This window comes from Buchnera aphidicola (Cinara piceae), assembly GCF_900699035.1.
Lineage (GTDB): Bacteria > Pseudomonadota > Gammaproteobacteria > Enterobacterales > Enterobacteriaceae > Buchnera_F > Buchnera_F aphidicola_AV.
This window is the reverse complement of sequence record NZ_LR217739.1, coordinates 69,152-92,928: the sequence shown is the minus strand read 5'-3', so window position 1 is coordinate 92,928 and position 23,777 is coordinate 69,152. Positions and strand designations below refer to the sequence as shown.

At 22.6% G+C, this 23,777-nt stretch carries 22 protein-coding genes and 1 tRNA gene; 5 read left to right on the top strand and 18 right to left on the bottom strand.

The features are described from left to right. Positions 1 to 10 precede the first annotated feature (10 nt). The 6 genes from pheS to BUCIPICE3303_RS00410 form a co-directional block, all read right to left on the bottom strand. Positions 11 to 1,015 (bottom strand): phenylalanine--tRNA ligase subunit alpha, encoded by a 1,005-nt coding sequence (pheS, locus tag BUCIPICE3303_RS00435; protein WP_154049159.1) that lies wholly within the window; start codon positions 1,013 to 1,015, stop codon positions 11 to 13. 118 nt (positions 1,016 to 1,133) lie between these two features. Next, positions 1,134 to 1,493, bottom strand: a complete 360-nt coding sequence (rplT, locus tag BUCIPICE3303_RS00430; protein ID WP_154049158.1) for a 50S ribosomal protein L20 — start codon at positions 1,491 to 1,493, stop codon at positions 1,134 to 1,136. A 48-nt stretch (positions 1,494 to 1,541) separates the two neighbouring features. Beyond that, positions 1,542 to 1,739 (bottom strand): 50S ribosomal protein L35, encoded by a 198-nt coding sequence (rpmI, locus tag BUCIPICE3303_RS00425; RefSeq protein ID WP_154049157.1) that lies wholly within the window; start codon positions 1,737 to 1,739, stop codon positions 1,542 to 1,544. A gap of 66 nt (positions 1,740 to 1,805) precedes the next feature. Beyond that, positions 1,806 to 2,342, bottom strand: a complete 537-nt coding sequence (infC, locus tag BUCIPICE3303_RS00420; RefSeq protein ID WP_154049156.1) for a translation initiation factor IF-3 — start codon at positions 2,340 to 2,342, stop codon at positions 1,806 to 1,808. Positions 2,343 to 2,345: 3 nt separating this feature from the next. After that, complete coding sequence (thrS, locus tag BUCIPICE3303_RS00415; protein ID WP_154049155.1) at positions 2,346 to 4,280, bottom strand: threonine--tRNA ligase; 1,935 nt, start codon at positions 4,278 to 4,280, stop codon at positions 2,346 to 2,348. A gap of 82 nt (positions 4,281 to 4,362) precedes the next feature. After that, positions 4,363 to 5,412, bottom strand: coding sequence for a 3-deoxy-7-phosphoheptulonate synthase (locus BUCIPICE3303_RS00410; RefSeq protein ID WP_154049154.1), 1,050 nt, complete (start codon positions 5,410 to 5,412; stop codon positions 4,363 to 4,365). A gap of 716 nt (positions 5,413 to 6,128) precedes the next feature. Between BUCIPICE3303_RS00410 and BUCIPICE3303_RS00405 the strand changes: the two genes are divergently transcribed. Continuing rightward, a complete protein-coding gene (locus tag BUCIPICE3303_RS00405; RefSeq protein ID WP_154049153.1) occupies positions 6,129 to 6,470 on the top strand; it encodes a HesB/IscA family protein in 342 nt (113 codons plus the stop codon). A gap of 44 nt (positions 6,471 to 6,514) precedes the next feature. Here the strand turns inward: BUCIPICE3303_RS00405 and tyrS are convergent, their stop codons facing one another. Beyond that, positions 6,515 to 7,804 (bottom strand): tyrosine--tRNA ligase, encoded by a 1,290-nt coding sequence (tyrS, locus tag BUCIPICE3303_RS00400; RefSeq protein WP_154049152.1) that lies wholly within the window; start codon positions 7,802 to 7,804, stop codon positions 6,515 to 6,517. Between the two features lie 459 nt (positions 7,805 to 8,263). Between tyrS and BUCIPICE3303_RS00395 the strand changes: the two genes are divergently transcribed. After that, positions 8,264 to 8,336: transfer RNA gene (locus BUCIPICE3303_RS00395), tRNA-Val, on the top strand. 26 nt (positions 8,337 to 8,362) lie between these two features. Then, positions 8,363 to 9,697: a tRNA lysidine(34) synthetase TilS gene (tilS, locus tag BUCIPICE3303_RS00390; protein WP_172598699.1), complete on the top strand. Its 1,335-nt coding sequence runs from the start codon at positions 8,363 to 8,365 to the stop codon at positions 9,695 to 9,697. A 10-nt stretch (positions 9,698 to 9,707) separates the two neighbouring features. On the opposite strand, the gene metG is transcribed toward tilS, so the two are convergent. The 11 genes from metG to smrB all read right to left on the bottom strand — a co-directional run bounded on the left by metG (position 9,708) and on the right by smrB (position 21,076). After that, positions 9,708 to 11,339: a methionine--tRNA ligase gene (gene metG / locus BUCIPICE3303_RS00385; protein WP_232512952.1), complete on the bottom strand. Its 1,632-nt coding sequence runs from the start codon at positions 11,337 to 11,339 to the stop codon at positions 9,708 to 9,710. 221 nt (positions 11,340 to 11,560) lie between these two features. Then, positions 11,561 to 12,970, bottom strand: a complete 1,410-nt coding sequence (gene gnd / locus BUCIPICE3303_RS00380; protein WP_154049150.1) for a decarboxylating NADP(+)-dependent phosphogluconate dehydrogenase — start codon at positions 12,968 to 12,970, stop codon at positions 11,561 to 11,563. Between the two features lie 46 nt (positions 12,971 to 13,016). Continuing rightward, on the bottom strand, positions 13,017 to 13,631 hold the full coding sequence (gene hisIE / locus BUCIPICE3303_RS00375; protein WP_154049149.1) for a bifunctional phosphoribosyl-AMP cyclohydrolase/phosphoribosyl-ATP diphosphatase HisIE: 615 nt from the start codon (positions 13,629 to 13,631) through the stop codon (positions 13,017 to 13,019). Further along, positions 13,625 to 14,401 (bottom strand): imidazole glycerol phosphate synthase subunit HisF, encoded by a 777-nt coding sequence (gene hisF / locus BUCIPICE3303_RS00370; RefSeq protein WP_154049148.1) that lies wholly within the window; start codon positions 14,399 to 14,401, stop codon positions 13,625 to 13,627. Before hisF ends, hisIE begins: the two co-directional genes overlap by 7 nt. Beyond that, positions 14,383 to 15,120 carry a 1-(5-phosphoribosyl)-5-[(5-phosphoribosylamino)methylideneamino] imidazole-4-carboxamide isomerase gene (locus BUCIPICE3303_RS00365; protein WP_154049147.1) on the bottom strand — a complete coding sequence of 246 codons (738 nt, stop codon included), beginning with the start codon at positions 15,118 to 15,120 and terminating at the stop codon, positions 14,383 to 14,385. The genes hisF and BUCIPICE3303_RS00365 overlap by 19 nt, the downstream gene beginning before the upstream one ends. Before the next feature lie 4 nt (positions 15,121 to 15,124). Further along, positions 15,125 to 15,715, bottom strand: a complete 591-nt coding sequence (hisH, locus tag BUCIPICE3303_RS00360) for an imidazole glycerol phosphate synthase subunit HisH (protein ID WP_154049146.1) — start codon at positions 15,713 to 15,715, stop codon at positions 15,125 to 15,127. Next, positions 15,715 to 16,782 carry a bifunctional histidinol-phosphatase/imidazoleglycerol-phosphate dehydratase HisB gene (gene hisB, locus BUCIPICE3303_RS00355; protein ID WP_154049145.1) on the bottom strand — a complete coding sequence of 356 codons (1,068 nt, stop codon included), beginning with the start codon at positions 16,780 to 16,782 and terminating at the stop codon, positions 15,715 to 15,717. The genes hisH and hisB overlap by 1 nt, the downstream gene beginning before the upstream one ends. Before the next feature lies 1 nt (position 16,783). Further along, positions 16,784 to 17,848 carry a histidinol-phosphate transaminase gene (gene hisC, locus BUCIPICE3303_RS00350; RefSeq protein WP_154049144.1) on the bottom strand — a complete coding sequence of 355 codons (1,065 nt, stop codon included), beginning with the start codon at positions 17,846 to 17,848 and terminating at the stop codon, positions 16,784 to 16,786. Next, complete coding sequence (gene hisD, locus BUCIPICE3303_RS00345) at positions 17,845 to 19,179, bottom strand: histidinol dehydrogenase (protein WP_154049143.1); 1,335 nt, start codon at positions 19,177 to 19,179, stop codon at positions 17,845 to 17,847. The genes hisC and hisD overlap by 4 nt, the downstream gene beginning before the upstream one ends. 7 nt (positions 19,180 to 19,186) lie before the next feature. Then, positions 19,187 to 20,092: an ATP phosphoribosyltransferase gene (hisG, locus tag BUCIPICE3303_RS00340; protein WP_154049142.1), complete on the bottom strand. Its 906-nt coding sequence runs from the start codon at positions 20,090 to 20,092 to the stop codon at positions 19,187 to 19,189. 444 nt (positions 20,093 to 20,536) lie between these two features. After that, the gene (gene smrB / locus BUCIPICE3303_RS00335) at positions 20,537 to 21,076 is read right to left on the bottom strand and encodes an endonuclease SmrB (RefSeq protein ID WP_154049141.1); all 540 of its coding nucleotides are present in this window, start codon (positions 21,074 to 21,076) and stop codon (positions 20,537 to 20,539) included. A 303-nt stretch (positions 21,077 to 21,379) separates the two neighbouring features. Between smrB and aroC the strand changes: the two genes are divergently transcribed. Further along, positions 21,380 to 22,441 carry a chorismate synthase gene (gene aroC, locus BUCIPICE3303_RS00330; RefSeq protein ID WP_154049140.1) on the top strand — a complete coding sequence of 354 codons (1,062 nt, stop codon included), beginning with the start codon at positions 21,380 to 21,382 and terminating at the stop codon, positions 22,439 to 22,441. 281 nt (positions 22,442 to 22,722) lie between these two features. Further along, on the top strand, positions 22,723 to 23,607 hold the full coding sequence (gene dapA / locus BUCIPICE3303_RS00325) for a 4-hydroxy-tetrahydrodipicolinate synthase (protein WP_154049139.1): 885 nt from the start codon (positions 22,723 to 22,725) through the stop codon (positions 23,605 to 23,607). Positions 23,608 to 23,777 lie beyond the last annotated feature (170 nt).

The window sequence follows — 23,777 nt, the reverse complement described above, 5'->3', positions numbered from 1 at the left end:
TTTTTCTCTTTTAAACAAATTGTTTTAAAAACCTTATATCGTTTTCAAAAAAACAACGAATATCAGATACTGAGTATTTTAACATAGCAATTCTTTCTATTCCGATTCCGAATGCACAAGCTGAATAAATATTATGATTAATATTACAATTTTTTAAAACATTAGGATGAACCATCCCGCAACCTAAAATTTCTAACCAATTTCCATTTTTATCTTGAATATCCATTTCTGCTGAAGGGCAAGTAAAGGGAAAATAAGAACTACGAAAACGTACTTTAACATTTTTTTTTAAAATTTGGAAAATAAAATTCTCTAAAATCCATTTTAAGTTTGCAAAAGAAATAGCTTTATCAACAATTAAACCTTCAATTTGATGAAACATAGGAGTATGTGTATGATCATAATCACGACGATATACTTTTCCAGGGAAAATAGCTCGTATTGGATATGAATATTTTTCTAAAATTCTAACTTGCATACTAGATGTTTGAGTACGTAAAATATGATTAGAATTAAACCAAAAGGTATCATTTATACTTCTAGATGGATGATGCTTAGGGATATTTAAAGAATCAAAATTATAATATATATTTTCTAATTCTGGACCATAATATGTTAAAAAACCTAAATGATTGAAAATATTTTTAATTTTATTAATAATCATTGTAATAGGATGTAAACTACCGCGTTCAAATTTTCTACCAGGTAAAGAGACATCAAAAAAAGATTTATTTTTTTTATTCTTCCATATACTCTTCTGTAATTTTATTTTTTTATTATTAATTTTATTTTTAATATTTTTTTTAAAATCATTTAAAATAATACTACATTCTTTACGCTCTGAAATATTTAACTGAATTAATTTATTAAAATAAAAAGATATAATACTATTTTTTCCTAAATATTTAGATTGAAAATTATTTAATTCAGTAATATTATTTACTTCTTGTATTTCTCGTTCTGCTGATGTAAAAATTTTTTTTAAGGATAAATAAATTTCTTTTTTTATTTTCACGTTTATACCAATATACCAATATTATAAAGTAAATATATTTTTAGTAAATATTTTTTAATATAGACAGGGAGATTGGTTACTCCCTTTGATAAAGTTTATAAAAATTTTTGTTAATTTATTAATTACATAAAGCAGTTTTCGAATAATCTATTAATAAACTAAACGCCTCTTTATCAAAAACCGCTGTTTCTGCTAATATTTTTCGATTAATATTAATTGATGATATTTTTAAACCATGTATAAATTGACTGTACGACAGATTATAATTTTGAGCAGCTGCGTTAATTCTAACAATCCATAATTTTCTAAAGTTTCTTTTTTTATTACGTCTATCCCTATAAGCATACTGTCCGGCTTTAATAACGGCTTGATTTGCAACGCGATATATTCTAGAACGTGCTCCATAATAACCTTTTGCTAATTTAATTGTTTTTTTATGACGAGCGTGTGCTGTAACACCTCTTTTTACACGTGCCATTAAAAATCTCCTGTAAATATATTTTATATGTAAAATCTTATTAAAAAATTAAACATAAGGAAGAAAAGAAGATACTCTAATATGATCTGCTGATGAAAGAATAATTTTTCTACGAAGATGACGTTTATAACTAGTATTTTTTTTTGTCAAAATATGACGTAAATTTGCTTTTTTTCGTTTAAATTTCCCTGAAGCGGTTTTTTTAAATCTTTTGGCAGCACTGCGTAATGTTTTAATTTTAGGCATAAATATTCCAAAATAAAAAAAATATATTATATTAAAAAATCAAATAAATAAATTATATAAATAAATTTATTTCTTTGGAGATAAAATCATTACCATTTGTCGACCTTCAATTCTGTTTGGAAATGATTCAACATTCGCTAAAATAGATAAATCATTTTTTAATCGATTTAACATATTTACACCAATACTTTGATGAGCCATTTCTCGGCCTCTAAATCTAAGTGTAATTTTAACTTTATGACTATCTTTTAAAAATCGCATTAAACTTCTTAATTTAACTTCATAATCTCCTTTATCTGTATTAGGTCTAAATTTTATTTCTTTCATTTGAACTATTTTTTGTTTCTTTTTCTGTTTTTTAAGAGCTTTACTCTTTTCATATAAAAATTTACCATAATTCATAATACGACATACCGGGGGTACAGAATTTGGGCTAATTTCAACTAAATCAAATCCATATATTCTTGCTTGTTCTAATGCTTTATAAAGACTCATAATCCCGAGTTGTTCACCTTCTAAATTCATTAATCGTACTTCATTAGAAGTAATTTCTTCATTAATACGATGAGGGCGAGATAATTGGTTTTTTTTTCCGGCTTTTATATTCTAATCCTCCATATTAAAATCTTTTATACTATAATTTGTAATATTATTAATAATATTTTTAATAAAACTATCAATATTCTGTTGATAAGGTTTATTAGAAAATCGATTTCTTACAGTTATATTATTATTTTTTATTTCTTTATCCCCACATATTAAAATATATGGTATTTTTTTATTAATATAATTACGAATTTTAAAACTAATACTATTTTCAGTAATATCTGAAATAACTCGAATATTATAAGATAAAAATAATTTTACTATTTTCTCTACATAATAAACATGTGATTTAGAAATACTTATGATGACAACTTGAATAGGACATAACCAGATTGGTAAATTTCCATTATATTCTTCAATTAAAATACCTATAAATCTTTCTATAGAACCTAAAAAAGCGCGATGAATAATAATAGGATATTTTTTTATATTATCTTTATTAATATAATATGCATTTAATTTTTTAGACAAATAAAAATCCAATTGTATAGTTCCACATTGCCATATTCTTTGTAGACTATCTTCTAAAGCAATTTCAATTTTAGGACCATAAAATGCCCCTTCACCAACTTTATATTCAAAAATTAATCTATGTTCTTTTAAAACAGATTCTAAATCTCGTTCTGCTTGATCCCAGATTTTATCATCTCCAATTCTTTTTTCTGGTCGTGTTGAAAATTTTATAGTAATTTTTTTAAAACCGAATGTACTATATAAATCAAACAACAAATTAATACAATTATTTAATTCTAATTTAATTTGTTTTTTAGTACAAAAAATATGAGCATCATCTTGAGTAAAACCACGTACACGCATTAAACCATGTAAAGAACCTGAAGATTCTTGTCTATGACAACTTCCGAATTCAGCCATGCGTATAGGTAAATCTTTATAAGATTTTAAACCATGTTTAAAAATTTGGACATGAGCCGGGCAATTCATGGGTTTTATACAATATTTTCTATTTTCGGATTCAGTAACAAAAATAGATGAATTATAATATGTCCAATGACCACTTTTTTTCCATAAAGATTTATCTAAAATAATTGGACTCTTAACTTCAATATAATTATTTTTAATTAATTTCTTACGAATAAAATCTTCTAATGTCTTAAAAATAATATATCCATTTTCATGCCAAAATATCATACCTGGGGATTCTTTTTGAATATGATATAAATTTAGTAAATTGGAAATTTTACGATGATCACGCTTTTCTAATTCTTTTATTTTTAAAATAAAATCTGTTAATCGTTTTTTTGAAATTTGAACAATAACATGAATTCTTTGTAACATTTTATTTTCTTTATTATTCTTCCAGTATGCACCTGAAATGTCTTTTAATAAAAAATATTTACAAAACTTAATATTAGATACTTGAGGTTGTATACAAAATTCATAATAATCTTCATGATAACAAATATTAATATTATTTTCATTAACTGATTGTTTATTCACAATACTAATTTGATAAATCTCATTTTTTTTTTTTAATAATTCTAAAAAATCTTTTTTCAAAATAGTTTTAGTATATATTTCATATGAATTAGAAATATTTTTTAACATTTGTTTAGAAATACTATTTAAATCCTTTTTCGTTAAAATATATGGCATATCAATATCACAATAAAAACCAGACTCAGTTATACACCCACTTGCTATTTTTACATGAGGCCATATATCTTTCAATACACGATTTAATAATTGCATGCAAGAACGTCTGATCATTTGTAAAAAATTTTTATTATTTTCATCAATCATAATAATTGATGAATCATGATATACTAATGTATTTAAATCAACTAATTTATTATCTATAAATCCAGCAATAAAACGCGATAAATGTTTTGGATATACATCTTTAAAAATTTTTTTTAAAGTAACAGGACTTTTATATATCTTTTTAATTCCATCGCATGATGTAATAACCTGCATATCTAATCCTTAAAAAAAATTATATAAAATAAAATTTATGTTCTATTTATAATAATAAACATTATTAATATTCATAAAAAAATTAAAAACGAATTTTGATAGCTTCTGATAATTGTTCTAGTATAGAAATACTATCTTCTAATCCTAAACAAGGGTCAGTAACAGATTGTCCGTATACTAATTCTTTAGTACTACATATTTTTTGTGCGCCTTCTTTTAAAAAACTTTCAATCATTACTCCTGATATAGCAGTAGATTTATTATAAATTTGATGTGAAACTGACTTAGCAACATTTAATTGTCGTTTATGATCTTTTAATGAATTGGCATGACTAAAATCAACTATTAAATGATCTGATAAATGAAATATTTTTAATTGTTGAACTGCAAAATCAATATCTGCTTTATGATAATTAGGTAATTTTCCACCACGCATAATAATATGAGAACAGCAATTTCCTTGTGTACGATGAATTACAATTTTTCCACATTTATTTGGAGATAAAAATAAATGACTTTCTTTGGCAGAACGAATCGCATCAATTGCAATTGAAATGTTTCCATCAGTTCCATTTTTAAAACCCACTGGACACGGAAGATAAGAAGCTAATTCTCTATGCACCTGACTTTCAGTAGTACGAGCACCAATTGCTCCCCAACTAATTAAATCAAAAATAAATTGACTTACTATGGAATCTAAAAATTCTGTTGCAGTCGGAACACCTAATTTATTAATTTTTAATAATAATTTTCTTGCTACTGCTAAACCATCATTTACATTAAAACTGCCATCCAAATAAGGGTCAGATATTAAACCAGTCCAACCTAATACCGTACGTGGTTTTTCAAAGTATGTCCTCATAACAATCTCTAAATAAGAAGAATATTTATTACGTAACATCTTTATTTGCTTTGCATATTCAATAGCTGCTATAGGATCGTGTATAGAACACGGGCCAATGATTACTAACAGTCTTTTATCTTGACCTAATAAAATTCTCTGAATATTATTCCGTGTCAATTCAATTAAATTATATACCTCAGGGGTTATTTTATAACGCTCAGATAAAATTCTTGGAGTTACTAATAAATTATTAGTTTTTAAATTAATTGATTCATCAATTTTTTTCATTGTATTCTCTATATAATTTTATAAAAATTTAAATGTAAATGTATCACAACAAATTATAAAAATTAAATATATATAAATATAAAAAAATTATATTAGATATATATTTAAACAATAAACTTTATTTATATCGTTTATATTTCAATTTAATCTTTTTATTTTGCATAAAATATAATAACATATTCAAATACTGTAATTAAAATTTAATAAAATAAAAGAATATTATATATTATTATTTTTAAAAAATTAATTATATATAGAACAAAAAAAGATTTTTTTTAAATATCTTATATACAAAAATATTTTTTTAAAATTGTATTAAAAATATAAAAATATTTATTCATTAAAATATTTAAAATAACATAAAAATCATTACTTTAATACACAATTATTTTTAAAAATAAAAATATTAAATTTTTATTTATAAAATATAATTAAAATTTTTTTATATATAAATCTAATAAATGAATTAATTAATATCATTTCACTATTAAAATAAAGAATTTAATGATTTTTTTATATAAAGAAGATATACTTAAAGAAATAAAAATTAATTTATTTTTATTTTTAAATTTATATTATTAAAAATTTATTTAACAATATTAAATAATATAATTCCAATAATTTTAATAATCCATAGACTTAATAAAATTAAAAACTAAATCAAAAAAATATAATTAATAATCTTTCAATATCTTTATAACAATATAAAAAAAATCATGAAAATAAAAAAAAAAATACCAATAAAAATAACTAAAGAAGCAATAAAACAAATATTATTTTTGTTAAATCAAGAAAAAAAAAGCAAAGGAATCAAAATAACAATTAAAAAATCTGGATGCGCTGGATTTAAATATATATTAAAATTAGCATATAATATTCATGATTCTGATGATATTTTTATAATTAAAAATATTACATTTATTATTTCAAAAAAAATAATATCTAAATTAGACAAAACAATTATAGATTTTTCTAAAAAAGGATTAAACTATTCCTTTACATTTAAAAATCAAAATCATACTTCTATTTGTGGTTGCGGGGAAAGTTTCAATATATGAAAATATTGAAACTTATTATACTTTAAAAAAATTAAAATATATAATTAAATTTTCCAGGAAACCAGTACATGATTTTTTTTCCCTCGACATAATAACGTATATTTATCATGTAATAAATCTGATGAAGTAAAAAAATAATTTTTTTGAGTTTGCGGTCTACCATTTATAAAGATTGCTCCAGAAATTATCATATTTCTAGCTTGATTTAAAGAAACAGATAATGATGATTTAACTAATAAATTTGCTAAATCTATAAAATTATTACAAATAATAGATGGAATTCCATCTTGAAGTAATTGAATAAAATCTTCTTCTTTAACGTTTTTTATAGATCCACCTTTAAATAAAACATTTATAATACGTTTTACAGAAATTAAAGAATTTTTACCGTGTACAAATTTAGTTAAAAAATCTGCTAAAAAAATTTTTTTATTTATAATATTTTTTTTATGATCAGAGTCACAAAATTTAATATCTATCATATCTATATTAATAGGAGTAAATAATCTAATAAAATTATCAACATCTTGATCTAATATATTAATCCAAAATTGATAAAATTTATAAGGACTAGTACGTTTAGGATTTAACCATATAGTAATATCTTTTTCAGTTTTACCGAATTTCTTTCCATTTGAATTTATTAATAACGAATTAGTAGCACCAAATACTTCATCATGATATAATTTTTTAATTAAATGTATACCAGATAAAATATTACCCCATTGATCAGAACCACCGATCTGTAATTTAACTCCATATTTCTTATATAAAATTGAAAAATCATATGCTTGTAACAAGCTATATGAAAATTCAGTAAAAGACATACCTGTTTTTTCTTTTATTAATCTTTTTTTAACTGATTTTTTATGAATCATATGATTAACAGAAAAATATATTCCAATTTTTCTTAAAAAAGATAAAATTGAAATATCTTGAAACCAAGAATAATTATTTAGTATGATTGCTTTATTTTTAATATGATGACTATCATTAAAAAAAAATAATAATTGTTTTTCTAAGCAGGTTTGATTAAATCTTAAAAAATCTAATGAATTCTTACTCCTTTCATACATCCTAAAACTAGGATCACCAACAATACTTGTTGCTCCACCTACCAAAATAATAGGAGTATGACCAAAATCTTGAAAATATTTTAAACAAAAAATTGGTAATAAATGACCAATATGTAAACTACTATCCGTAGGATCAAAACCACAATATAAAGAAATATTATTATTTTGTAAATATTTATATAAATTTAATTTATTAAAAACCTGAGAAAAAAAACTTTTTTTTTCTAAAAAATCCATAATGCTGATTTTATCAACCATTCTAATAACCCATTAAATTTTAAAATTAATAAAAATAACTATTATAATAACTAAACATAATCTATATTTTTAAAAAATTACTTTAAAAATAAATGACAATTTATATTAATAAAAAATTAAAAAAATTTAAAATATATTTATATAATATATTTTTATTATTAATAAAAAATAAAACATATTGAATTACATTTCAAATTAAAAAATGTTTTTAAAACATATTTAATATTAAAATATATAATTTTTGTTTTTATATTTTTAAAAAATAATTAAAAAATATTATTATATTCTAAATATTAAATAAAAAAAATTATATTATATATATTCGAAAAATATTAAAAATATATTTTTTTATTAAAATAAATTTTTATAATAAAAAATATTGTTTTAAATATTATAGAACTTATAAAATATAATTTTAATTGATAAATTATTCATTATATCATATTATATATAATATAAACGTTCGTAACTCAACGGTTAGAGTGCTACTATGACATGGTAGAAGCTGGTGGTTCAAATCCACCCGAACGTAAAACAATAATATATAATTTATTAATTATGTTTATAAAAAAATTATTTTTAAAATATCCAAAACAAAAAAAATTTTTATTAGCTTTAAGCGGTGGAGTTGATTCAACTGTATTATTACATCAACTACTTATATATAAAAAAAAAATAAATAATCTTCGAATTCGAGCAATACATATAAATCATAATTTATATTCACATTCTGTAATTGCACAAAAACATTGTCAAGATCTTTGCAAGAGCTATAATATAAGCATTATCACTGAAAATATAAATATCCCCAAAAAAAATAAATACGGAATAGAAGGTTTTGCTAGAATTCAAAGACTGAAAATTTTTAAAAAATATTTACTACCAAATGAAATATTATTACAAGCACATAATCTTAATGATCAATGCGAAAATTTCTTTCTAATGTTAAAAAGAAAAAGTGGAATTAATGGATTATCGGGAATAAAATTCAGTTCTACATTAAATGATATAAAGATAGTGCGTCCATTTATATCCATACAAAAAGAAAAAATTATATCATGGGCAAAAAAAAAAAAAATAAAATGGGTGGAAGACAAATCAAATCAATTAACTAAATATGATAGAAACTTTATAAGAAAAACAATTTTGTTACAAATATATACCAGGTGGCCAAAATTTTTACAAAATTGTACAATGAGTATGAAAATACTTGCAAATGATCAAAAAACATTAAATTGTTTAATTTCAATGTTTTTAAAAAAAAATACATTTTTAGATGGATCATTATCATTAATAAATTTCTGTAATTTAAAATTAGAAGCAAAATATTCTATTTTAAAACAATGGTTAAAAAAAAAATGTAAATACACTCCGACGTATAATGTTTTAAAAAGAATATATCAAGAAATTATTTTAAATAATAATTATTATAATAAAAAAATAATTTTTCACAATGGAGAAATTAGAAGATTTAAAAAACAAATATACTATATTATCCCAAATTCTAATATTAAAAATACAATTATATCTTGGAATAATATTTTTAAACCTCTAAAACTACCAGAAAATTTAGGATATTTAATATCTAAAAAAAAATTTTTTCAAAAAAAAAATAAAAATATTTTCAAAATTCCATGCCCTTTAAAAAATACATTAATTAATATTCGCTTTTATATCAAAAAAAAATATATAAATAAAAACATAAACCAAACAATTAATATAAAAAAAATATGTCAAAAAAATAATATACCACCATGGTTAAGAAATATAATACCATTGTTATTTTATAATGAAGAATTAATAGCTGGTATTGGTATATTCAGCACTAAAAATTACATAAAAAAAATAAATAAAAAATATATAACAATTTCATGGATGAATAAAATCAATTAAAATATTGCGTTTATATCAAAAAACTATCAAGACAGCAAATTTTAATTCGTGTGTATAAACATGAAAAATCATTAATCTTATGATTCAATAATGGTTGATTAATTTCATTCCATAATAATGATGTATTTAAAAATAACTCAGATTTATAGACTAATTTTGGCATAATAGGTTTTAAAAAAATCATTAATATTCTAAATAAATTTATTCCTAAAGAACAAAGATCATGAACTTTATCATAATTATCTATATTTTTTATTAATAACCAAGGTTTTTGTTTACTAATATATTTATTTGCAATATCAGATAAATATCTGATTTTCTGTATGACTAATGAAAACTTTCTTTCTTCAAATAAATCTTGAATATGTATAGTTTCATCAATAAATTTTTGATATAAATCTACTTTTTTTATATTATTTGATAATATATTAAAAAAATATTTTTTTAAAAAAGAACTATTTCTTGAAGCTAAATTAATTATGTTATTAACAATATCTGCATTTATTTTATATGCATAGTCATATAAATTTATATCTATATCTTCAATCGTATTTGATAATCTGGAAGCAAAATAATATCTTAAAGAATCAGAATCAAAATAAGATAACCATTTACTAGCTGATATTATAGATCCTTGAGATTTAGATAATTTTAATCCTTTAAAAGTAACATAACCATGAGTAAATATTTTAGTAGGTTTTCTATAATTATATGCTTCTAATATCGCAGGCCAAAACAAACTATGAAAATAAATAATATCTTTTCCAATAAAATGAAATAATTCATGTTTTGATTGTATAGACCAAAACTCATTAAAATTTATAGTTTTTTTAATATCACATAATTCTTTAAAACAACTGATATAACCAATAGGAGCATCCATCCAAACATAAAAAAATTTATCGGAATAACCTGGAATTTGAAACCCAAAATATGGTTTATCTCTTGAGATATTCCAAGAATGTAAACCAATAGATAACCATTCATTTATTTTATTTAATACAGATGTTTGAATAACGCCAGAATTAATCCATTTTTTTAAAAATTCTGAAAATTTTGATAACTTAAAAAATAAATGTTTAGAATTTTTAATATCAGGGGATGAATGTGATAATACAGAAATAGGATTTAATAATTCTATTGCATTATAAGTTGCTCCACAAAAATCACAATTATCACCATATTGATTAATAGATTTACATCTTGGACATGTACCTTTTATAAATCTATCTGATAAAAACATATGCATTTTTGTATCATACAACTGATCTATTGTTTTTTCTTTAATTAATTTTTTCTTTTTTATTATATGATATACATGTTCACATATATCTTTATTGGTTTGACTATTTGTTGATGAATAGTGATCATGAACAACAGAAAATTGTAAAAAACTATTTTTATGTTTTTTTTGCATGCAGTGAATTAATTGTTTAGGACTAATTTTCATCTTTTTAGCTTTTAACATAATAGCTGTACCATGCGTATCATCTGAACAAATAAAAATAACTGAACGACCTCGCATACGGTAATATCGAACCCAAATATCTGCTTGAATCTGTTCTAACAAATGCCCTAAATGTATCTCACCATTGGAATACGGGAAAGCACATGTTACTAACATAGTGTTAAATTTTTTCATAAAATGAACCATAAAATAATAAAATAAATAAAAAAACTAAAAATATAATCTAATTAATTATCATTTTGATAAAAAAAATATATTTCTCTACTATAAATACAAATATTTATTTGAAATATATTTTATAAAAATAGAAAATTTTAATATTAAATTATTAAAATATTCTATAATAATACAATTATTTTAAAAATTATATATTTTGTATTAAAAATACAGATTTATTATTCTAACCAATTAGTATGAAAAGAACCTGATTGATCAATTCTTTGATAAGTATGAGATCCAAAATAATCTCTTTGCGCTTGTATTAAATTAGCTGTTGAATTTACAGTACGATATGCATCGTAATATGATAAAATACTAGAAAACACAGGAACAGAAATTCCATGATTTATAGCAGTAATCACAATATGACGTAAAGAAAAATGATATAAATTAATAATATCTTGAAAAATTGGAGTAAATAATAAATCAATTAAATTATTATTTTCTGAATACGCGGTAACAATATCATTTAAAAAATTTGCCCGAATAATACATCCAGAACGAAAGATTTTAGCAATATTAGAAAATTTTAAATTCCATAAATAATGTTCAGAAGCCTTTTTCATTAAAGAAAAACCTTGTGCGTATGAAATAATTTTACCTAAATATAAAGCCTTTCGAATATCTTCAATAAATTTTTCTTTATCAAAATCACTACTCAAAGATAAATCTGGACCAGATAATATTGTAGATGCAATCATTCTATTAGCTTTAAAGGCAGATAAGTATCGTGAAAAAACAGATTCTGTAACAACAGAGCAAGGCATATGAAATTTTAATGCGCTATTTGCTGTCCAAGTACCAGTACCCTTTCCTGAAGCAACATCTAAAATAGAATCAATTATAAAATTACCATTTATATCTTTTTTACATAAAATATTACCAGTAATTTCTATTAAATAACTACATAATTCTCCTTTATTCCATTTCTTAAAAATATTTGATACATCAATATTATTCATTCCTACCAAATATTTTAATAAAGAATATGTTTCTGCAATTAATTGCATATCACTATACTCAATACCATTGTGAACCATTTTTACATAATGTCCTGATCCATTTGGACCAATATATTTTACACAAGGTTCTTGATTATATTTAGCTGAAATTTTTTTAAAAATAGGAGAAATTAATTTATAAGATTCAATATTACCGCCAGGCATAATGGAAGGTCCATATAAAGCTCCATCTTCTCCTCCAGAAATTCCTACACCAAGAAATTGAATAGATTTTTTTTGTAAAAAATCAAAGCGCTTCATAGTATCTTTATAAAAAGAATTTCCCCCATCAATGATTAAATCACCAGAATTTAAATAAGGTAAAAGAATATTTATCATTTCATCAATAGGTGAACCTGATTGAATCATTAATAAAATACAACGTGGTTTATTTAAAGAATTAATGAATTTTTCTATAGAAAGAAAAGGAAATATCCTATCAAGAGGATTTTTCAATAAAAATTTCATGGTTTTATTATAAGATCTATTAAAAACTGATACAGAATATCCATTTCTAGCAATATTAAATGCTAAATTTTTTCCCATCACGCCCATACCAATAACACCAATATTATTATTTAACATAAATATCCTTACTAAAAAAAATATTAATTAACATTTAAAAAAAATCTTATTTATGAGAACGGTTTTTTAAATTTAAAATAATTGATTCAAAATCTATATTAACAGATTGTAATAAAATTAATAAATGAAATAATAGATCAGATGATTCATTAATAATATTAACAGAATTTTTCTCTAAAAAAGCTATAATAATTTCTATGGATTCTTCTCCTACTTTCTGTGCAATTCTATGATTACCTAAAGAAAATAAATTACTAATATAAGATTTTTTAGAATTTTCTTTTTTTCTTAATTTAATGATACTTTGTAATTTTAATATAAAAGAATAAATCGGTTCTGCAGATTTAAAACAACTGAATCTATTTAAATGACATGTATTACCAGATGGTTTTACTTTAACTAAAATAACATCATAATCACAATCAGTTATAATTTTTTTAACATGTAAAAAATTTTTAGAATTTTCCCCTTTTACCCATAATCTATTTTTTTTACGAGAAAACAAAGTAAATAATTTTCTTTCAATGGTATTATTCAATGCTTCAGGGCTCATATATCCAAACATTAATATTTCACCTGAAATATAATGTTGAGCAATAGCTGGAATCATATTCATATATTGTTTCCAGTTTAAAAATTTTATATTTTTACAGGTTAACATTGTCTAATTATTACTCCTTTTGTAAATAAAAATCTTTTTAAATCTATAACTGAAATTAATTTATTATGAAATATAGAAGCCGCTAAAGCACCATCTACTTTAGCAATTTCAAAAACATTTAAAAAATCATTCATACTACCTGCCCCACCTGAAGCAATTAAAGGGATAGAACAAATATCACGAATTTTTTTTAGTTGTTTAATATCATAACCAGATTTAGTTCCATCAGTATTCATAGTATTTAAAACAATCTCGCCTGCACCTAATTTTTGTACTTTTTTAACCCAATCAAAAGTACTCCAATACGTAAGATGAGATTTTTTTTCATTTCCAGTATATTGAAAAACTTGATATTTTTTATTTATTTGATCGTACCATGAATCTATTCCTACTACAATACATTGAACTCCAAAACGATCTGCTAATTTACTAATTAACAAAGGATTAGCTAAAGCTGGAGAATTAATAGATATTTTATCCGCACCTAATGCTAAAATCTGTTTAGCATCTTCTATCGAAGAAATACCACCGGCTACTGAAAATGGTATGTTAATTAGCTCCGCAATCTTAGCAATCCATTTTATATCTAATAATTTTTTTTTAGGAGAAGCTGAAATATCATAAAAAACTAATTCATCAATGCCTTGTGTAGAATAATATTTTACTAATTCAATTATTTTTCCAATAATGATATGATTACGAAATTTAATACCTTTTATAACCATGCCATTTTTAACATCTAAACATGCTATTATTCTTTTTGCCAGCATTTTTGAGCCTCCAAAAAAGTAAATTTTTTCTCTAAAAAAGCACGACCTATAATAACATGCTCTATATTATTTTTCTTTAAATGATATAAATCAGCAAGAGAACTAATTCCACCTGAAGATTGTAATATAATGTTAGGAAATTTTTTTTTCAAATTTTTATATAAATTTATATTAGGCCCTAAAAAAGTTCCATCTCTTGAAATATCTGTACATAAAATATTTTTTAAACCATATGGGAGGAAATCATTAATTGCGCTTTCTAAATTAATATTTGTAATATTTTTCCAACCATGAATGGCAATTTTTTTTTCATTATCTCTATTTATCTTTATATCAAGAGCTAATATAAAATTATTGCAACCATATTTATCTAACCATAATTTAAAATCATCTGGATACAAAATAGCAGATGTTCCTATAACAATTTTTGAAACACCGACATTAAACAAATCTTCAACATCTTTTTGTGACCGAATTCCACCACCTACCTGAAAGGTAATTTCATTATAGTGAGAAATAATTTTTAGAATATGTTTTTGATTATTACTTGGATTCTTACATCTATCTAAATCAACTAAATGTATATGTTTTGCGCCCTGTTTTATGTAATGATCTATTTGTTTAAATATATCAATTTCATAATATGTTTTATGATTATAATTACCTTGATACAAACGTACAATTTTACCACTAATAAAATCCAATGACGGGATAATCATATTTTTATATCTCTAAAAAATTTTTAATTAACTGCTCTCCTTGACTTCCTGATTTTTCTGGATGAAATTGAACTCCAAAAAAATTTTTTACTACCATCGCAGAACAAAATTGAACACCGTGTATAGAAGAAGCAATAGTATATTGATTAACTTTCATATAAAAACTATGTAAAAAATAAAATTGAGTATTATTGTCAATATTTTTAAATATATTATTATTTACATTATAATGTACAGTATTCCAGCCAATATGTGGTACCGAACAATTTATATTAGGTAATTTTTTTATTAAACATGATACTTTGTTTAATAAAATACATTTTTTTCCTTCATAACTATATTTTCCTAATAATTGCATACCTAAACAAATTCCTAAAATCGGTTGATTTGTATCTTTTAAGAAAGATAATAAATTTTTTTCTCTTAAAAAATTCATTACAGAAATAGAAGTACCTATTCCAGGTAAAAATATTTTTTTAGCTTGTTTAATATCATGCACTGAATCAGTCACAGTTACTGAATATCCTAATCGTCGTATTGAACATTGAATAGAGAAAAGATTTGAACATCCTGTGTTAATAATTACAATTGACATTATAATAAACCTTTTGATGTCGGTAAATTCTGACCATCTAAATAAATAGCTTGTTTTAAACATCGACCAAATGCTTTAAATAAACTTTCAGCACAATGATGATCATTTTTACCGAAAGCATGTAAATGAAGAGTAATATTCATTGACTGACTTAAAGAATAAAAAAAATGTTCTATCATACATACACTTAAATCGCCAACGTATTTATTCTTAAATGTAGCATAAAAAGATAAAAAAGAACGACCAGATATATCAAGTAAACATGAACAAATACTTTCATCCATAGGTAAAGTAAATCCATATCTTGATAATCCTATTTTATTTCCTAGAGCGCGTTTTAAAGCAGATCCTAAAGTTATTCCAATATCTTCTACTGTATGATGATCATCGATATATAGATCACCTATTACATCAATATATATACAAATACCACTATGTATTCTAATTTGGTCTAACATATGATCTAAAAAACTAATACCAGTATTAATATAATTTTTCATTGGAATATCTAAACTAACTTTTATAAATATTTTGGTTTCTAAAGTATTTCTAGAAATTTCTGATAATCTATTAGGACATGTTAATTGTATAACAATTTTTTTCCAAGAAAAAAACTTTGAATGATATAAAAAACTTTTAATTCCCATATTATTAGCTAATTGAATATCTGTATCTCGATCTCCAATTACATAACTATTTTTTTTATCAATATTAATATTATTCATCCAATACGAAACCAATGAAGTATTTGGTTTACGGCAAGTACATTTTTCATGTATAAAATGAGGACAAATTAAAATACTTTTAAAAAAAATGTTTTGTGAAGAAAAAATATTTAACATTAAATTATGTATTTGACTAAATTTTAGTATAGGAAAAGATATACTACCTAACCCATCCTGATTAGTAATCATTACTAATTCATAACCTAAATCAATAATTTTTAATAAAGAAGATATTACATTTTTTTCTAAATAAAATTTACTAACAGAATCAATTTGATATGTTTTTTTTGGCTCTTTAATTAAAGTACCATCACGATCAATAAATAAAATTTTTTTTTTCATCTTATATTTTTTTTCCTTCAAACATAGATAAAATATTAATTAAATCTTTACATTCATTAATTGTACCTATTGATATTCTTAAACAATTTTCTAAACCTAATTTATGCGATTGATCACGCACTATCACTCCATGTAAAATCAGATACTGGAATACTTTTTTAGATTGAAAAAATTTTATAAGAATAAAATTAGTTTGACTAGAAAAAATATTTTTTATACATGAAAAAGATTTTATTTTTTCAATTAAAAAAAATTTATTTTTTAAAATCTGTGAAATATTTTTCTGTACTATTTTAATATTTTTTAATTGTAATGACTTGATAGCAATATCAGATACTGGCGTAGGAATAGGGTATGGAGCTAATACTTTTTTAAGAATATCAATAATATATACAGTAGATAATATAAAACCACATCTAATTCCTGATAAACCAAACGCTTTCGATAATGTTCGTAAAATTACTAAATTTTTAAATCTATTTAATTCAGAAATAAAACTATATTGAATAGAATAATCAATATAAGCTTCATCAATAATTAATAAAGTCGTGCTTGGAATAATAGAAAGAATCTTAATAATATCTGTTTGTAAAAATAAATTTCCGGTAGGATTATTAGGGTTACATAAATAAATTAATTTAACATTACCAATTTTTTTTCTAATGTTTTTTATATCTAACTGAAAATTAGGTAAAAGTGGTACTATGATTTTTTTTATATTAAAAATATCCGACACTACAGAATACATATCATATGTTGGAGTAAAAAACATTATACAATCATTACCTGGCAAGCAAAAAGTACGAACTAATAATTCAATCCCCTCATCAGCTCCTCTAGTAATCAAAATTTGATTACTAGAAATATTTGAATATTGAGAATATTTTTTTAATAATTTAAATGATTGAAATTCTGGATATCGATTTAAATTATTATGTATATATTTAACTGCATTGGTCCATGGAGATTCATTTGCATTTAAATAAATACGACCATTTAAACCAATACTACGTGCTGATTTATATGGCTTCAAGGAATGTATATGTTGTGGGATTAATTTTTTCATTTTATATTAAACCCATTCATAACTTTAGCATCTTTCAATGCATTAATTCTAATTGTTACCGATTGATTATGAGCATCCATTCCCTCTGTTAAAGATAACACTTCAATACTATTTGATAAATTTTTTAAAGATTTTTTTGTCATTTTTTGAACTGTAATTATTTTCTGAAAGTCGGAAATACGTAAAGAAGAAAAAGTGGTAGAGTATCCGTATGTCGGTAAAACATGATTTGCTCCTGTAATATAATCACCTGCAGCTCCAGGTGTCCATTTTCCTAAAAATACTGATCCAGCATTTTTAATATATGATAAAAAATTCTTTGAATTTTTTATATGTAAGATTAAATGTTCAGGGGAATATAAATTAGATATCTCAAAACATTCAATTAAAGAAGTGGAAATAATAATTTTACTATTTCTTAATGAACATAAGATAATATTTTTTTTAGATAAATGCAACAATTGTTTTTGAATTTCTACAATTACTTTTTTTACAAAGTCTAAACTCGTACTTAATAAAATTACCTGCGCATTTATATCATGTTCAGATTGCGCTAATAAATCAGAAGCAACAAATTCTGCATTAGAATCTTTATCCGCTATAATTAACATTTCTGAAGGGCCGGCAGGCATATCTATTGATACACCAGGAATACAATTACTAACTTGTAATTTAGCTTCCGTAACAAAAGTATTTCCAGGACCAAAAATTTTATCTACTGATTCTATAGTTTCGGTTCCTAAAGCAAGAGCAGCAATAGCATGAGCTCCACCAAGTTGAAGAACTTTGTTAATCCCGCATATTTTAGCGATATATAATATTTCATTACTCACAGGAGGCGGGGAACATAATACAATATTGGGACATTTCGCTAATTTCGCCGGTATAGATAACATTAAAGCCGTAGAAATCAATGGTAATTTCCCTTTAGGGACATATAATCCTACTGAATTAATAGGTTGTATTATATGTTGACAATGTATACCGGGATATGTTTCTATATCTGAATTAGATAAAATTTGTTTAGTATGAAAGATACTAATATTATTTTTAGCAATTAATATAGCATTTTTAAAAGAGTTCGAAACTAGATTAACAGATAAATCAATTTTTTCTTGAGGAATATAAAAATAATCTAATTTAATTTTATCAAATGTTAAATTATAGGAATGTACAGCAATATCTCCATTTTTTTTAACAGTACTAATAATTTTTTCAATAGATTCTTTAATTTTTTTATCAATAGTAACCTTCGGCCTTAATAATAAAGAAATTTTTTCTTTTTCAGTTAAAGTATTCCAATTAAAAATATTTTTATATATATTAAACATAATCTTTTTATTCCATCATTTTTTCTATCGATAAAACTAAAATAGAGCTAGCTCCTAATAATTTTAATTGTTCCATAGTTTCCCAAAAAATAGTTTCACTGCTAACCATATGTAAAGCTACTTTCTTTTTATTTCCAAATAATTCTAAAATAGTTGGTTGCTCTACCCCTTTTAATAAATCAGTTACTTTTCCTAATTTATTTTTTTCAATATGTAACATAATATATTTCGATTCTCTAGCTTTAATAACACCCTGAATGCGATTTAATAATTTTTTAATAAATATTCTTTTTTCAGGAATCATATATGTTTCTTTTCGAGAAATCAAACATGCGCGAGAATCATAAATTGTTTCTACTTCTTTTAATCCATTAGCATCTAATGTAGCTCCAGTAGATACTAAATCACATATAACATCCGCTAAACCAGAATTATAAGCAACTTCTACAGAACCATTTAAAACGAACGGTTTAAAAGGAATATTCTTTTTATCAAAATATCGTTTTAATAAATTTGGATACGAAGTGGCAATACGATAATTTTTTAAACAAGATATATCTGAATATTCCATATCTAAGGGAATTGATAATGATAAACGGCAAATACCAAAATCCAGATTTTGTAAAATAGTATATGAAACCGGCTCTTTCGTTAATAATCTAGTTAAACATTTTTCTTCTAAAACATTAGAACCGATAATTCCTAATTCTACTACTCCATCCATAATTAAACCCGGAATATCATCATCTCTAACAAAAATTATATCAATTGGCATATTTTCAGCAAATGCAATAAGACTAGATTTTTGTAAATTAATTTTAAGACCACAATTTTTTAATAAATTTTGTGAATCGTTACTCAATCGACCTGATTTCTGTATAGCTAAACGTATACGATTGTTATTCAATTGCATAATCCTATTTTTATCAGTATAAAATATAACAAAAATATAAATATATTTTTATATAAAAAAATATTTAAAATAATAAAAATTTACTAAAACTAGAAATATATTTAAATAATTAATAATTTAATTAATTTTTTTTTATATATATTTTTCAATAAAATAAATACTGAATAAATTTATATTTAATCTATTTATTTCAAATATATTTAATATAAATAAAAAAAAAATATTTTCAATATAAATATTAAAAATATAAATTATTAACTATTACCGTAAATAAATTTACAATTATTTCTTATTTATAAAAATATTATATAAAATAAATAATATACTCTTTATATTAATCTAATCTATAAAAAAAAAATCTATTTCAATAAAATATTAAAAATAATTTTTTATAAATTCATTCTATAATAATTAATTTTTAATAGATAGAAAAATATAATATTATCATATATAATCATTTTTTATAAAAATTAATATAGCTGCATCATGACCAAATATTTTAGGGGCTTGATGAAAAGCTATTATATCAGGGTGTTGTGATAACCAAAATGGAATTTGTTTTTTTAATATTTTCCTACCATATCCATGAAGAATATTAGCACAAAAAAATTTCTCTTTATGACAAATAGCAATTAATTTTCCTAATTCTTTTTTAACTTGATATAAATTCATTCCATGTAAATCTAAAGTAATTTCTGGTATATATTCTCCTCTTTTTAATTTTTTTAAATCAAGATTATAACGTATATTTCGAACAAAACAAATAGGATTATTTGTTAATAAAAATGAATTTTCATTTACAATATCCCTAAAATAATAACTATGAGCTTCTTGTGTGAAAACATCTTTATCATATAATCTATATTTATTAGGATTTTTAAGATTAATATGACAAATTTTATCTTGTATAATTTTTTTAACTCCTCTCATATAATATAAAAATGTTTCTTTTTCTTTTAAATTAATCATATTATTTTTTTTCATACTAAAATTTTCCAAAATGTTTAAATTCATAATATTATTTAATTAAATATTATATTTATAAAAATAGCAGTAATATTTATTAAAAAATAATTTTTTAAAAAAAATATCTATTTATTTATAATAAAAATATGTAATATTTTATATAAAATAAAAAAATAATTTTATATTTATAAAAAAAATATCAACATTTATGTATATTAATATAATTAATTATTTATTTATTTTAAATAAATAAAATATTATAATAAAAAAATAATTATATCTTAAAATATCTACTTAATTATTTTTCATAATGAGGTGTATATGTCTGGAAATACAATAGGAAAAATATTTAAAGTTACAACATGTGGTGAATCACACGGGCCTATGTTGGCTGGAATTGTTGATGGGGTACCTCCTGGATTTTCTCTAAAAAATAGTGATATACAAAAAGAACTAAATAGAAGAAGACCAGGGTTTTCTCCGTTTACTACACAAAGAAGAGAAGAAGATATAGTTGAAATCTTTTCAGGTATCTTTCAAGGAATAACTACGGGAACCAGTATTGGAATAAAAATAAAAAATAAAGATACCCGATCACAAGATTATTCAGACATTAAAAATTTATATAGACCTAATCACGCAGATTTTACATATGATAAAAAATATGGTATTAGAGACTATAGAGGAGGAGGTCGATCTTCTGCTAGAGAAACAGCTATACGAGTAGCAGCTGGGGCAATTGCAAAAAAATATTTAAAATTAAAATATAATATCATTATTAGAGGATATTTGTCACAAATAGGACCTATTCATTGTCCATTTCAATCCTGGAAAGAAGTAGAAAATAATCCATTTTTTTGTAGTAATTCTGAAAAAATTCATCAAATAACTCAATTTATGAAAAAATTAAAAAAATCTGGAAATTCTATTGGAGCTAAAATTATAATTATTGCAAAAAATGTTCCTATTGGTTTAGGAGAACCGGTATTTGATCGATTAGATGCGGAAATTGCTCATTCAATTATGAGTATTAATGCAGCTAAATCTATTGAAATAGGAGACGGGGTAAATGTAGTAGAACAAACTGGTGATATACATCGAGATGAAATTTTACCAAATGGATTTTCTAGTAATCATTCAGGGGGGATTTTAGGGGGGATTAGTAATGGGGATAAAATCGTAATAAAAGCAACATTTAAACCTACCTCTAGCATTAAAATACCTGGAAAAACAATAAATAAATTCGGGGAAAAATCTTCTATTATTACAAAAGGCAGACATGATCCTTGTGTAGGTATACGTGCAGTTCCAATTGCTGAAGCGATGTTAGCGATAACATTAATGGATCATACATTACGCTTTCGTGCTCAATGCGGGAAATAACATGTATTTCTATAAAACATTACAAAATTTATATTTTTATAGTTAAAAAACGTAAGAATTCTGTTTTATCTTTCTATATAATATTTTTTTAAAATATGAGATATATTATATTGTATCTTTATGAAAAAAATATTTTATTAAAATAAAATTATAAATATTCATTTATCCAATAAAAATATTTTATAAAACATCCATTAATCTAAAAATAATATTTTTAATTATTCATAAATCATAATCTCAGTAAAATAAATATATTCTTTTTTTCATAAGGAACTATTAACATGTTTAAAGGAAGTATTGTTGCTTTAATTACACCTATGGATGATAAAGGGAACCTTTGCAAAAAAAGTTTAAAAAAATTAATTTATTATCATATTAAAAATAAAACTAATGCAATAGTTTCAGTAGGAACGACTGGAGAATCAGCAACATTAAATCAAAATGAACATACAAATGTTATTATGAATACATTAGAATTTGCAGATGAAAAAATACCTATAATTGCAGGAACTGGATCAAATGCAACTTCAGAAAGTATTATACTCACCAAAAAACTAGAAAAATCAGGAATTTCCGGGTGTTTAAATGTTACTCCTTATTACAACCGACCTACACAAAAAGGATTATATCTTCATTTTCAAGCTATTGCAGAAAGTACTGATTTACCGCAAATACTATATAACGTACCCAATCGCACAGGATGTGATTTATTACCTAAAACAATTGCTAAACTATCACAATTTAAAAATATAATTGGATTAAAAGATGCTTCAGGGAATTTGTCTAGAATCAATCAAATTAAACAAATTGTAAAAAATGACTTTATTTTAATGAGTGGAGATGATACAACAGCTTTAGATTTTATTCAATTAGGAGGTGCAGGAGTTATTTCTGTTACAGCTAATATTGCTGCTTATCATATGGTAAAAATGTGTAATCTTGCTTTAGCAGGAGATTTTGTTAATGCCAGAATAATAAATAAAAAATTAAATATTCTACATCATCTTTTATTTCAAGAAACTAATCCTATACCCATAAAATGGGCAGCTAAATATATTAATTTAATAAAATTTGATACATTAAGATTACCTATGACACCACTATTAAATAAAAACAAAAAAAATCTTAAAACAGCAATTAATTTAATAAAATTATATAAAAATTAAATGTATTCTTTAAAAAAAAAATTAAATTATTTTTTTAGCAAAAAAATACATATCTAAAATTGGTATATATTTTATAATAACCATTATGTTCATTAAATTAATTTCACTAAATTAATATATATCTTATGCAATGATAAAATTCATATTATCATTGCATAAATACTATATAA

Coding starts and splice junctions, on each gene's coding strand:
- rplT (WP_154049158.1), bottom strand. CDS start 1,493: ATGGCACGTGTAAAAAGAGGTGTTACAGCACACGCTCGTCATAAAAAA.
- hisF (WP_154049148.1), bottom strand. CDS start 14,401: ATGCTGGCAAAAAGAATAATAGCATGTTTAGATGTTAAAAATGGCATG.
- rpmI (WP_154049157.1), bottom strand. CDS start 1,739: ATGCCTAAAATTAAAACATTACGCAGTGCTGCCAAAAGATTTAAAAAA.
- gnd (WP_154049150.1), bottom strand. CDS start 12,970: ATGTTAAATAATAATATTGGTGTTATTGGTATGGGCGTGATGGGAAAA.
- tilS (WP_172598699.1), top strand. CDS start 8,363: ATGTTTATAAAAAAATTATTTTTAAAATATCCAAAACAAAAAAAATTT.
- dapA (WP_154049139.1), top strand. CDS start 22,723: ATGTTTAAAGGAAGTATTGTTGCTTTAATTACACCTATGGATGATAAA.
- hisB (WP_154049145.1), bottom strand. CDS start 16,782: ATGAAAAAAAAAATTTTATTTATTGATCGTGATGGTACTTTAATTAAA.
- hisD (WP_154049143.1), bottom strand. CDS start 19,179: ATGTTTAATATATATAAAAATATTTTTAATTGGAATACTTTAACTGAA.
- hisC (WP_154049144.1), bottom strand. CDS start 17,848: ATGAAAAAATTAATCCCACAACATATACATTCCTTGAAGCCATATAAA.
- smrB (WP_154049141.1), bottom strand. CDS start 21,076: ATGAAAAAAAATAATATGATTAATTTAAAAGAAAAAGAAACATTTTTA.
- hisIE (WP_154049149.1), bottom strand. CDS start 13,631: ATGTTAACCTGTAAAAATATAAAATTTTTAAACTGGAAACAATATATG.
- tyrS (WP_154049152.1), bottom strand. CDS start 7,804: ATGGTTGATAAAATCAGCATTATGGATTTTTTAGAAAAAAAAAGTTTT.
- BUCIPICE3303_RS00405 (WP_154049153.1), top strand. CDS start 6,129: ATGAAAATAAAAAAAAAAATACCAATAAAAATAACTAAAGAAGCAATA.
- BUCIPICE3303_RS00365 (WP_154049147.1), bottom strand. CDS start 15,120: ATGATTATCCCGTCATTGGATTTTATTAGTGGTAAAATTGTACGTTTG.
- thrS (WP_154049155.1), bottom strand. CDS start 4,280: ATGCAGGTTATTACATCATGCGATGGAATTAAAAAGATATATAAAAGT.
- aroC (WP_154049140.1), top strand. CDS start 21,380: ATGTCTGGAAATACAATAGGAAAAATATTTAAAGTTACAACATGTGGT.
- BUCIPICE3303_RS00410 (WP_154049154.1), bottom strand. CDS start 5,412: ATGAAAAAAATTGATGAATCAATTAATTTAAAAACTAATAATTTATTA.
- metG (WP_232512952.1), bottom strand. CDS start 11,339: ATGAAAAAATTTAACACTATGTTAGTAACATGTGCTTTCCCGTATTCC.
- hisH (WP_154049146.1), bottom strand. CDS start 15,715: ATGTCAATTGTAATTATTAACACAGGATGTTCAAATCTTTTCTCTATT.
- hisG (WP_154049142.1), bottom strand. CDS start 20,092: ATGCAATTGAATAACAATCGTATACGTTTAGCTATACAGAAATCAGGT.